We start from the raw sequence: 11,823 nt of genomic DNA, 5'->3' as shown, positions 1-11,823 counted from the left end.
AAAGCTACCTTAGGTAGCTTTTTCATATTTTACAGCGCCGAATAATGAATAATAATGCTGAACAACAAGTAGACAGTATTGAATCAGAGTCTACGGCTGTTATTTCCTCCAAGCCTTTAAAAATAGCCATTGTAGCCGGCGAAGTATCTGGAGATATTCTTGGGGCTAACTTGATTCAAGAATTAAAAAAGCTTTATCCAAATGCCTCTTTTGAAGGCATAGCTGGGAAAGGAATGTTAGAGCAGGGCTGCCAAAGCTATTTTCCAATGGAAGAGTTGGCTGTGATGGGGCTTGTAGAAGTCCTGGGTAGACTCAGAAGACTGCTCTTTATACGAAAAACACTGATTCAAAAGTGGCAAGCCAGTCCTCCAGATATCTTTATTGGTATCGATGCACCTGATTTTAATTTGACGCTAGAGCGTGAACTCAAAAGTGTGGGCATTAAAACCGTTCATTACGTCAGCCCCTCTATTTGGGCTTGGCGCCAAAAGCGCGTGTTTAAAGTAAAAGCAGCAACGGATTTAGTACTTGCCTTATTGCCTTTTGAGAAAGCGTTCTATGACAAATTTAACGTACCTTGCCAATTTGTAGGCCATACTTTAGCGGATCAAATACCTCTTGAATCATCTAAAACACAAGCGCGTAAGCAATTAGGTTTAACGGATACTACAACGTTAGGGCTTTTTTGTGGTAGCCGAAATGCAGAAGTTGCACTCCTTGGGCCTGAGTATTTAAAGGCCGCTCAGCAGTTAGTCGATAAAGCTCAAAAACAAGGGAAAACATTGCAGGTCATCACTGCTTTTGTCAATGAAAAGAGGCGGGCTCAACTTGAAGCTATCAAACAAGATGTAGCACCGGATCTCAAACTCCACTTTTTCGGTGATGACTCTAGAGTGGTAATGGCGGCAAGCGATGTGCTAATTATGGCTTCAGGTACCGCTACTTTAGAGGCGATGTTAATTAAAAGGCCTATGGTTGTTGGTTACAAGTTTAAGTGGCTGTCTTATCAAATTTTCAAACGTATGGTCAAAATAGCTCACTTCTCATTACCTAATTTGCTAGCCAATAGAGCTTTAGTAAAAGAGCTTTTACAAGAACAAGTCACACCAGAGAATTTAGTCACTGAAATAGAACACTTAATGTTTGATAAGCAAGATGCACTCATTCAAACTTATACAGATTTACATTTAACGCTGAAAAAAGATGCGGGCAAACACGCTTCACTGGCAATCGCTAACCTTATACAGAACAAATAATGACTGAAGAAGAAATCATTCTAGCGCCTATTGAAACTCACCTCATTGCAGGTGTGGATGAAGTAGGCAGAGGGCCTCTTGTAGGCTCTGTCGTGGCGGCTGCGGTTATTCTAGACCCTGATAAGCCAATTGAAGGCTTAGCTGATTCTAAAAAGTTATCGGCAAAGAAGCGTGCCTTACTTGAAATAGAAATTAAAGAAAAAGCACTCAGTTTTGCAGTGGCAGAAGCCAGCCCAGCTGAAATTGATGATATCAATATTTTGCAAGCTAGCTTTTTAGCCATGAAACGAGCTCTTGAGCTTTTACCAGTTAAGGCTGAGCATGTATTAGTAGATGGCAACAAGGTATTAGATATTTCCACACCCTGTCAGGCAATCGTCAAAGGTGATAGTAAAATAAAAGCCATTGCTGCTGCATCAATACTGGCTAAGGAATATCGAGATAGGCAAATGGTTGAATTAGCTAAGCTTTATCCTGATTATCAGTTTGAAAAGCACAAAGGTTACCCAACTAAGTTGCATATGGAGAAGCTGGAGCAGTTCGGTGCAATAGACCAACACAGAAAGAGCTTTAAACCAGTGATGCGTGCATTACTTGCGCATAAAAATTGAAAGCGCCAGCAGGCCGACACTCATTCTGATAAAGCACAAACTAACGAACTAAAGATAACCACAGATAATAATACTGATAATAGTAGCCAATTTATGACTGACCCCAAATTTGTTCATCTCAGAGTCCACTCTGACTTTTCTATGGTTGATGGCGTAGCAAAAACCAAACCGCTTGTCGCCAAAGCAGAGTCGTTAAGCATGCCTGCCTTTGCTATTACCGATCAAATGAATTTATGTGGTTTAGTTCGTTTTTATGGCGCTGCCCACGGTGCGGGTATCAAGCCTATTGTCGGTGCTGATTTGTGGGTGCAATCTGATGATATGGAAAATGAAATCTTCAGATTAGTTGCACTTTGTACAAACAATGAAGGTTATAAAAACCTCACTTTATTGATATCTAAAGCCTATCAAAGAGGCTCTATACAAGACAAAGCAGTCGTTGACAAAGCTTGGTTAGCTGAATATGCCGAAGGCATTATTTTACTATCTGGTGCAGTTAACGGGGATATTGGTGAAGCTTTAGTTAAAGGAAACTTGGCCTTAGCATCTGAACGAGCCCAATTTTATTTAGAACATTTCCCTAATCATTTCTATTTAGAGCTTATTCGCTCAGGTCGTAAAGATGAAGAAACCTATATTCACGCTGCGGTCGATTTAGCGCATCAATTATCACTTCCTGTTGTGGCTACTAATGAAGTCGTGTTTTTAGAAGCTGATGATTTTGAAGCTCATGAAATCCGTGTGGCAATAAATGATGGTTTTACGCTTGCAGACCCCAATCGACCTAAACGTTTCTCTGAACAACAGTATTTTTGTGACGAAGCGGAAATGTGTCGTCGTTTTGAAGATATTCCTGAAGCACTCGCCAATACTGTAGAAATTGCTAAGCGTTGTAACGTTACTGTTCGTTTAGGCGAATATTTCTTACCAAAATTCCCAACAGGTGGCCTCTCTGATGAAGACTACTTAGTTAAAGTTTCGAAAGAGGGCTTAGAAGACCGATTAGAGTTCTTATTCCCAGATCCTGAAGAAAGAGCACAAAAGCGCGGCGAATATGATGAGCGTCTACAAATTGAAATGGACGTTATCAACCAAATGGGGTTTCCAGGCTACTTCTTAATCGTTATGGAGTTTATCCAGTGGAGTAAGGATAACAATATCCCCGTAGGTCCTGGTCGTGGTTCTGGTGCCGGTTCACTCGTCGCTTATGCACAAAAAATTACCGACCTTGATCCGCTCGAATTTGACTTACTTTTCGAGCGTTTCTTAAACCCAGAACGTGTCTCTATGCCAGATTTCGATGTCGATTTTTGTATGGATAGACGTGATGAAGTAATCGACCACGTAGCTGAGCTTTATGGTCGAGATGCGGTATCGCAAATTATCACCTTCGGTACGATGGCTGCTAAAGCCGTTATTCGAGACGTAGGTAGGGTATTAGGTCACGGTTATGGTTTTGTTGATCGTATCTCTAAGCTCATTCCGGGTGATCCTGGTATGACTTTGGCTAAAGCATTTGATGTCGAGCCAAGGTTACAAGAGTCTTACGATGCTGATGAAGAAGTAAAAGCCATGATCGATATGGCGCGTAAGCTAGAAGGCACTACGCGTAATGCTGGTAAACATGCTGGTGGCGTGGTTATTTCTCCAACAACCATCACAGATTTTGCGCCTTTATATTGTGATTCAGAGGGTAAACAACCGGTAACCCAGTTTGATAAAAACGATGTTGAAACAGCAGGTTTAGTTAAATTCGATTTCTTAGGTTTAAGAACACTGACTATTTTGCAGTGGGCGATTGACATGGCCGATGTCAGAAATGCGAAAAAAGGCAAAGAAAAAATCGATATCGCCGCTATTCCGGTTGACGATGCTAAAAGCTTTGCGATGTTACAGCGTTCTGAAACAACCGCGGTCTTCCAGCTTGAATCACGAGGTATGAAGGATCTTATCAAGCGTCTCCAACCTGATTGCTTTGAAGATATGATCGCCTTGGTAGCCTTGTTCCGACCGGGTCCATTATCATCGGGCATGGTAGATAACTTCATTGACCGTAAACACGGTAGAGAAGAAGTTTCTTATCCTGATGCTGAATACCAACACGAATGCTTAAAAGAAATTCTTGAGCCTACATACGGCATTATTCTTTATCAAGAACAGGTAATGCAGATTGCCCAGGCGATGTCTGGTTATACACTGGGTGGTGCTGACATGCTTCGTCGTGCCATGGGTAAGAAAAAACCAGAAGAAATGGCCAAACAGCGAAGTGTATTCGAAGAGGGTGCGGTCAATAATGGTATTGATGGCAACTTGGCGATGAAAATCTTTGACTTGGTAGAGAAATTTGCGGGTTACGGTTTTAACAAGTCGCACTCTGCTGCATACGCGCTAGTGTCATACCAAACACTTTGGATGAAAGCGCATTATCCTGCAGAGTTTATGGCTGCGGTAATGTCTGCTGATATGGATAATACCGATAAGGTCGTGACGCTTGTTGATGAATGTGATCGCATGAAAATCATCATCGAGCCACCTGATGTTAATGCCGGCCAGTATAAATTTACGGTAAATGACCAAAATGCAATTGTTTACGGTATTGGAGCTATTAAAGGTGTGGGTGAAGGTCCGATTGAGGCCATTATCTCTGCTCGTGAAGAACACGGTAAATTCAGTGATTTGTTTGATTTCTGTAATAAAGTCGATTTAAAGAAAATTAACCGCCGCGTATTAGAAAACCTTATCAAAGCAGGCGCTATGGACAAGTTAGGGCCAACAATACCAGAAGGGGATAAACCAGGCCCTTATCGCGCCATTTTAATTGCCAGTGTCTCGGATGCAATGCGTGCAGCAGAGCAACATGCCAAAGATCAACAAATCGGACAATCAGACTTATTCGGTGTGTTAACCACTGAACCTGAAGATGTTGAAATGGCTTTTGCCAATGTACCTAAGTGGCCTGAAGAAATCTGGCTAGAGGCTGAAAGAGAAACATTAGGTCTGTACTTAACTGGCCACCCGATAAACCGATATCGTAAAGAGCTAGGACACTACATACAAAGCCGCATTGCCGATCTTGAACCTGGACGTCGAGATCAGATCGCAAAAGCAGCTGGCTTAATCATAGGTGTGAAAACCATGGTTAATAAAAAAGGGCGTCGCTGGGCAATTGTGACGTTAGATGATAAGAGCGGCCGCATCGATGTGCAGTTTTTCCCTGATGCATTTGAAGAATACGAAACACTGTTAGAAAAAGACAATGTCATCATTTGTGAAGGCTCAGTGCGCTATGACGACTTTTCTGGCGGAAACTGTATGAGCTGTAAACAAGCGACGTCAATTGTGCAAATGCGCGAGAAAACGGTATCGGCATTAGAAGTTAATTTAACCGGTAATCATTTTGGTAAAAACTTTATCAATACCTTGCATGATTGCCTAGAACCCTACAAAGAAGGTGCTGTTCCTTTGGTTATAAATTATCAAACGGATCAAGCAGCTGCAAAAATTCAATTAGGTATTGATTGGTATGTGACACCAGAGGACCGTTTGTTGTATGATCTACAACAAATTGCCGGTGAAAACCAAGCAAGACTGATTTATTAACGTGAAAGATTTATCACAGGTAACAGAATGAGTTTGAATTTCTTAGATTTCGAGCAGCCAGTTGCTGAGCTTGAAGCAAAAATTGAAGAGCTAAAAAACGTAAACCAAGGCTCTGAATTAGATATGGACATTGAAGAAGAGATCAGTCGCTTAAAGCAAAAAAGCAAAGAGCTGAGTGAGAAGATCTTTTCAGACTTAGGTGCATGGCAAGTTGCACAAATTGCACGTCATCCAAAACGTCCATACACCCAAGACTACATCGATTTAATTTTTACTGAATTCGATGAATTAGCAGGCGATCGTGCTTATGCAAATGACGAAGCGATTGTTGGTGGTATTGCGCGCTTTAACGGCGAGTCAGTTATGGTCATCGGTCAACAAAAAGGCCGTGACACTGCAGAGAAAATTAGACGTAACTTTGGTATGCCTCGCCCAGAAGGTTACCGCAAAGCATTGCGTTTAATGGAAATGGCTGAGCGCTTTAATATGCCTATCATTACTTTCATCGACACCCCAGGTGCATACCCAGGTGTAGGTGCTGAAGAGCGTGGTCAAAGTGAAGCCATTGCTAAAAACTTAAAGGTAATGGCTAATTTAAAAGTACCTGTTATCTGTACTGTTATCGGTGAAGGTGGTTCAGGTGGTGCATTAGCTATCGGTGTTGGTGATCGCGTAAATATGCTTCAGTATTCTACCTACTCAGTTATTTCGCCTGAAGGCTGTGCCTCTATTTTATGGAAGAGTGCTGAAAAAGCATCTGTTGCAGCTGAAGCTATGGGTATTACAGCTCAGCGTTTAAAAGAGCTAGACTTAATTAACGAAATTATCGAAGAGCCATTAGGTGGTGCACACCGTGATTTTGATTTTATGGCTCATAACATCAAGCAATTATTAACTCAGCAACTTGCAGAGTTAAAAGAAAAAGATACAGATACTTTAAGAGATGAGCGTTATAACCGTTTAATGTCATTCGGCTATTGCTAAGTCTTCGATAATGCAAGTACATAAAAATGCCGCTTATTAGCGGCATTTTTTTTCAATTTAATCACTGATATGAAACAACACCATTTTAATCAATCTTTAACTCAGTTACTCGATAAGCACTCACTTGCTTCAAATGCTAAGCAGCAGTGGTATGTTGCGTTAAGTGGCGGTTTAGATTCCATTTGTTTGTTTCATTTACTTGCGCATTACTGTCAAAACCGAGCAGATATTTCACTTAAGGCATTGCACGTTCATCACGGTTTAAGCCCAAATGCCGATAAATGGGCGCAGCATTGTCAAAACGTTGCACAGTCACTGTCTTTAGATTGTGAAGTATTAAAAGCCGAAATTAAGCCACAAGCTCAACTGAGCTTAGAAGCACAGGCCAGAGATGCTCGTTATCAATTAATTGAAAAGGCAATATCGGGTAAGGCGCTCGTTTTTACTGGCCAGCATTTAGACGATCAAGTTGAAACGTTTTTACTTAGGTTAAATAGGGGAAGTGGACCTAAAGGACTTAGTGCCATGTCATCTGTCAGGCCGCTGAACCAAAGTATATACTTGGTTAGACCTTTACTTACTTTCAAACGAAAGCAACTTGTCGCATATGCAGAGCAACAACAATTATCTTGGGTTGATGATGAAAGTAACCTCGATAATCGGTTTGATCGAAATTACTATCGCAATGAAGTGATCCCTGAGCTTGAACAAAGGTTTTCAGGCTTTGCTGACTGTGTTGCTAGAAGTGCACAGTTATGTGGTGAATATGCGGATTTAGTTGAAGAGGTCGCTAAAACCGACCTAGCATCTGTCTTGGATGAGCAGCGCCTTAACATTGCATCACTGCTACTGCTTTCTGATTTAAGACAAAAAAACCTGATTAGGCTTTGGTTAAATGATCACCAAATTGATATGCCTTCACTTGCTCAGCTCGAAGAATTGTTAAAGCAAATAAGAGATAGTGAATCGGACTCAGGGCTTAATTTCAAGCTTGGAGAGTTTTCTATCCGCCATTATCAAGGTCATCTTTATTTGCAAAAGTTAGCGCCTGATAACAAGTATTGTGATATCAAGTGGATTGGCCAAGCAACTATTAAACTAGAAGATGATCGTATTTTACAGATGGTAAGAGGTCAGCAAGGCAATTTAAAAGCACCTGATAATAATCAACAAGTGAGCATTAGATTTGAAATACCGGGTAGTACAAAAGCTAAACCCTATGGCAGAGCTGGCAGCCGGTCAGTGAAAAAATTACTGCATGAATATTCGGTACCGCCATGGCTTCGCTCTCGTGTTCCCTTCATTTTTTATGATGAAAAATTAGTTGCTGCAGTGGGGTTATGGGTAGAGCAAACTCATCATTGCAACTTGGGTGAAGATAGCATTGAGTTGAAATTGACGCCCAATTAACCCGAGTTTAGTGAATTTATATTCAGAAAATTTTCTTCAATATCTTGTACTTAACGCTTTTCCTTAGCTAAGCTTAATGTTTAGATTACCTAACCGATGTAATCAGTTTCTAAACTGCAATAAGGAATCATTTTATGGCTGGTGCAATGCCTACGGGCGGTAGTGCTGTCACTACAGACAACCAAGGTAGTAGTAAATACGGCTTGGCTTTAGTCATCATGGTGACACTCTTCTTCATGATTGGCTTTATCACTGTTCTTAACGATGTTTTGATCCCTCGATTAAAAGATCTCTTTAGCTTGACCAACCAAGACGCAATGCTAGTGATGTTTGTCTTTTTTGGCGCTTATTTAGTTTGGTCATATCCATCCGGTATGATCGTTCAAAAGATAGGCTTTAAAAAAGGTATTATTGGTGCGTTGGCAACCGTTGGTCTTGGCTTAGCACTGTTTGTGCCAGCGGCTCATGCTGTGCAATATTGGATCTTCCTCCTTGCGCTATTTGTTGTCGCATCCGGGTTAACATTACTGCAAGTGTGTATAAACCCCTATTTGATTGCGCTCGGGCCACCTGAAACAGGTGCATCGCGGCTAAACCTTGGTGGGGCACTGAATTCAACTGCAACCTTTATTGGGCCTATCATAGGTGGTGCTTTTATTCTTCAGCACATTGCTTCTCCTGAATTCCCAAAACCAAGTGATATCAACAATGTAAAATCGATTTATAGCTTATCGGTCGAGCAAGATAATCCGGAACTGACATCGGTAGCAGCACTTGCCTCATTAAAAAACACGTTAGATTATCAAATTGTTCGCCAACTTGATGAGCAAGGTTTAACCCGAGCGGTTGAAATTATCTCTCCAGCAGTTGCTGATCTTAAACGCACCACACCTGAACAAGCAGACCAATTGTTGCGACAAGTAAAACCAATTGTCTTAACTATTTTCACATCTGAGCAATTTGCCACAATTGAAGGTCAAGCCAAAGATGTATGGTGGGCGTATAAACTGAAAAACGCCGATTCTGTATTAGTGCCATACGTTGCACTTGCCGTGATTACATTCTTACTCGCAATTGCTTTGGTCTATGTAAAATTACCTAAGATAGAAAGTGAAGAGCTCAAAGAAGGTGAGCACGTTCATGGCTCTGCCTGGGATTACATGCACATGAAGCTCGGTGCATTAGCTATTTTCTTCTACGTAGGTGTTGAAGTATCTATCGGTGCCATTTTAATTTTATATCTTGAAACGGATGAAATGGGCGGCATAGATCATATGCTCGCTGCATCACTCCTTGCTTATTATTGGGGTAGTGCAATGGTAGGGCGTTTCATTGGTTCTTATGTTGGCACCAAAGTGGAAGCTCAGGTCATTTTGCGTTTTGTAACGATTGCAGCAATTGTATTACTGGCATTAAGTTTCATGCCATTTACCTTAAATAGCTTTATGGATGTTTCGGTATTTGTTCTTAACCCAAGTCCTTTCTCTATGGGGTTTGAGAGTATTAGCGTGCCCGTTGCTGCTATCTGTCTAGTACTGTGTGGTTTGTGCCATTCAGTCATGTGGCCTTCAATCTTTACTTTGGGTATTGCTAAATTAGGCAAACACACTTCTCAAGGTTCTGGTGTCATGGTTGCGGGTGTATTTGGCGGTGCAGTTATTCCACTGGCAATAGGTGCTATCGCTGATAGCGTAGGTTACAAATTGGCATTCTTACTATGTGCTGTTTGTTACGCCTACATACTCTTCTATGCAATGAAGGGCTATTACACAGGTAAGATCACTACACTCAAAGCAGATGAAGTGGCTGAGTCGTAATACGCTTGAGATAAGTTAGATGATAAAAATACCGTTTATTTTAATAAGCGGTATTTTTTTGCCTGAAATAAAACAGCCAATTTCACGGTCTTATCTAATAACGGAAAATACATAGGAACAACAATGAACGCAATCGAGAGATTCTACCTGCCACTGCATCAATTATTAGATAAATCCAAGTGCTTAGACGGCTTACCACTGTTACTTTTAAGGCTGTACTTAGCGCCCATTATGATCCAGGCCGGTTACAACAAACTCTCAGCTTTTGATAGTACGGTACAGTGGTTTGGTGACTATTTGGGCATGCCACTACCAGGGGTAATGGCCTTTTTAGCCATTGCGGCCGAACTAGGTGGGGGAATACTACTTATTATTGGCTTAGCAACTAGGTGGGTCAGTATCCCGTTAATGGTGACCATGTTTGTCGCTGCATTTAGTGTGCATATTGAAAATGGTTGGTTAGCCATTGCAGATGGTGGTAGCTGGCTGGCAAATGACAATGTCATTGCGGCACAAGAAAAATTGGCGATGGCAAAAAGTATTTTGCAAGAATACGGTAATTACGATTGGCTAACGAGTTCCGGTAGTTTTGTCATTCTCAATAACGGTATTGAATTTGCCATCACGTACTTATTTATGTTGATGGTGCTCTTTTTCTATGGCGGTGGTCGCTATGTCAGTGTTGATTACTATTTATCAAAAGCGCTAATTAAAAAACAAACAGACTAACTATTGATTGATATCCAATTAGTTAACGCAAATAGCTAACTCATATAAGCTAACTCAACTAATACTGGGGTGCGACAATATGTCGCACCCTTTTTTGTTTGTGATTTGATACTATAAATGTAACAAAATTATAACAAGTGCAGTTTCATTATGAATATCAAAGCTTTCCAATCATCAATTTTAGCCGCAGCTGTGGCCACAGCTTGTTTTTCTACTAACACCCATGCGCATACAACGGCTCGTGCCGATGGGCATGCGCCTATTGCTGTAATGGGCGATCACCTTCACAAAGAAGGGGAGTGGATGGTGTCATATCGTTATATGCATATGGATATGGCTGATTTGATGAAAGGTGATGACGATATCAGCATCGATGAAGCGTTAAATGATTACATGATGGTGCCAAAAGAAATGACCATGAAGATGCATATGTTTGGCATGATGTATGCGCCAACTGATGACATCACATTAATGTTCATGACCAATTATTTAGATAATGAAATGGACTCGGTTATGCGTATGCAAATGTCGATGGATCACAGCGATGGCATGGGCGATATGCATTCAGATATGACCGACATGGATATGGATGCCGGCATGAATGATATGCACAACGGCATGGATTCAGATATGCACACTGGCATGGATGACATGCATGCGGACATGGATAATGCAATGCACACCATGACAATGGATATGCAAACGAGCATGTCGAGCAGTGGTTTTGGTGATAGCCGCTTAGGTGCGTTAATTCGCGGTATTGAAGGTGAAAATTATAGAACGCACTTTAATGTGGGTTTAAATTTACCAACGGGTGATATTGATGTGATGCACACCAATGCCATGGGTAAAAAAGTGGTATCTGGTTATCCAATGCAACTTGGCACAGGTACTTACAATCTATTTGGTGCATTCACCTATGTATACCAACATCAAGATTGGCAATACGGTTTTCAAGCTAACTATGAAACGGCACTTGATGAAAATGATGAAGATTACAAACCAGGCGATAAATTCCTGGTTCACAACTGGGTTAGCTACAGTTGGGCTCAAAGTTTAAGCACATCGTTGCGTTTATCGGTTACAGATAAAGATAACTACTCAGGTATGGATGATCGCTTAAATCCTATGATGATGCCTACTGCTGATCCAAAGCAGCGCGGTGGCACATTAGTGGATGCTGCCATTGGTGCTAACTATTTATTTACTGATGGTGCTTTATCCGGTCAGCGAATTGCTTTTGAAATATCTACACCTATTTCACAAGACTATGACGGCATTCAAATGAAAACAGATTGGACGGCAACACTTGGCTGGCAAATGGCGTTCTAAGCCGCTTTGATGGACGTTTAAAAAAAGGACAACCGTTAAGTTGTCCTTTTTTATTGGCTTGATAGCCTATAAAAAAACGATAGA

At 41.2% G+C, this 11,823-nt stretch carries 8 protein-coding genes; all 8 read left to right on the top strand.

Going from position 1 to position 11,823, the window contains the following annotated elements:
* The first annotated feature begins 44 nt into the window (after window positions 1-44).
* The 8 genes from lpxB (at window position 45) to HR060_RS09330 (ending at window position 11,739) form a co-directional block, all read left to right on the top strand.
* Entirely contained in the window at window positions 45-1,256 is a 1,212-nt protein-coding gene (gene lpxB, locus HR060_RS09365; protein ID WP_217434901.1) for a lipid-A-disaccharide synthase, read from the top strand.
* The gene (rnhB, locus tag HR060_RS09360) at window positions 1,256-1,867 is read left to right on the top strand and encodes a ribonuclease HII (protein WP_174200043.1); all 612 of its coding nucleotides are present in this window, start codon (window positions 1,256-1,258) and stop codon (window positions 1,865-1,867) included. The genes lpxB and rnhB overlap by 1 nt, the downstream gene beginning before the upstream one ends.
* A 93-nt stretch (window positions 1,868-1,960) precedes the next feature.
* Window positions 1,961-5,467, top strand: coding sequence for a DNA polymerase III subunit alpha (gene dnaE / locus HR060_RS09355; RefSeq protein WP_174200042.1), 3,507 nt, complete (start codon window positions 1,961-1,963; stop codon window positions 5,465-5,467).
* Window positions 5,468-5,494: 27 nt separating this feature from the next.
* Complete coding sequence (gene accA / locus HR060_RS09350; protein ID WP_174200041.1) at window positions 5,495-6,451, top strand: acetyl-CoA carboxylase carboxyl transferase subunit alpha; 957 nt, start codon at window positions 5,495-5,497, stop codon at window positions 6,449-6,451.
* A gap of 69 nt (window positions 6,452-6,520) precedes the next feature.
* A complete protein-coding gene (gene tilS, locus HR060_RS09345; RefSeq protein WP_174200040.1) occupies window positions 6,521-7,861 on the top strand; it encodes a tRNA lysidine(34) synthetase TilS in 1,341 nt (446 codons plus the stop codon).
* A 134-nt stretch (window positions 7,862-7,995) separates the two neighbouring features.
* The gene (locus HR060_RS09340; RefSeq protein WP_174200039.1) at window positions 7,996-9,678 is read left to right on the top strand and encodes a sugar MFS transporter; all 1,683 of its coding nucleotides are present in this window, start codon (window positions 7,996-7,998) and stop codon (window positions 9,676-9,678) included.
* Window positions 9,679-9,801: 123 nt separating this feature from the next.
* Window positions 9,802-10,407, top strand: coding sequence for an HvfX family Cu-binding RiPP maturation protein (locus HR060_RS09335; RefSeq protein ID WP_174200038.1), 606 nt, complete (start codon window positions 9,802-9,804; stop codon window positions 10,405-10,407).
* Window positions 10,408-10,557: 150 nt separating this feature from the next.
* Window positions 10,558-11,739, top strand: coding sequence for a transporter (locus tag HR060_RS09330; protein ID WP_174200037.1), 1,182 nt, complete (start codon window positions 10,558-10,560; stop codon window positions 11,737-11,739).
* The last annotated feature ends 84 nt before the right edge of the window (window positions 11,740-11,823 follow it).

Source organism: Marinifaba aquimaris (assembly GCF_013328345.1).
Classification (GTDB): Bacteria; Pseudomonadota; Gammaproteobacteria; order Enterobacterales; family Alteromonadaceae; genus Marinifaba; species Marinifaba aquimaris.
This window is presented reverse-complemented; position numbering and strand designations above follow the sequence as displayed.

Excerpts from the sequence above, each read along its gene's own strand:
- rnhB (WP_174200043.1), top strand. The coding sequence starts at position 1,256 with ATGACTGAAGAAGAAATCATTCTAGCGCCTATTGAAACTCACCTCATT.
- HR060_RS09330 (WP_174200037.1), top strand. The coding sequence starts at position 10,558 with ATGAATATCAAAGCTTTCCAATCATCAATTTTAGCCGCAGCTGTGGCC.
- accA (WP_174200041.1), top strand. The coding sequence starts at position 5,495 with ATGAGTTTGAATTTCTTAGATTTCGAGCAGCCAGTTGCTGAGCTTGAA.
- dnaE (WP_174200042.1), top strand. The coding sequence starts at position 1,961 with ATGACTGACCCCAAATTTGTTCATCTCAGAGTCCACTCTGACTTTTCT.
- HR060_RS09340 (WP_174200039.1), top strand. The coding sequence starts at position 7,996 with ATGGCTGGTGCAATGCCTACGGGCGGTAGTGCTGTCACTACAGACAAC.
- HR060_RS09335 (WP_174200038.1), top strand. The coding sequence starts at position 9,802 with ATGAACGCAATCGAGAGATTCTACCTGCCACTGCATCAATTATTAGAT.
- lpxB (WP_217434901.1), top strand. The coding sequence starts at position 45 with ATGAATAATAATGCTGAACAACAAGTAGACAGTATTGAATCAGAGTCT.
- tilS (WP_174200040.1), top strand. The coding sequence starts at position 6,521 with ATGAAACAACACCATTTTAATCAATCTTTAACTCAGTTACTCGATAAG.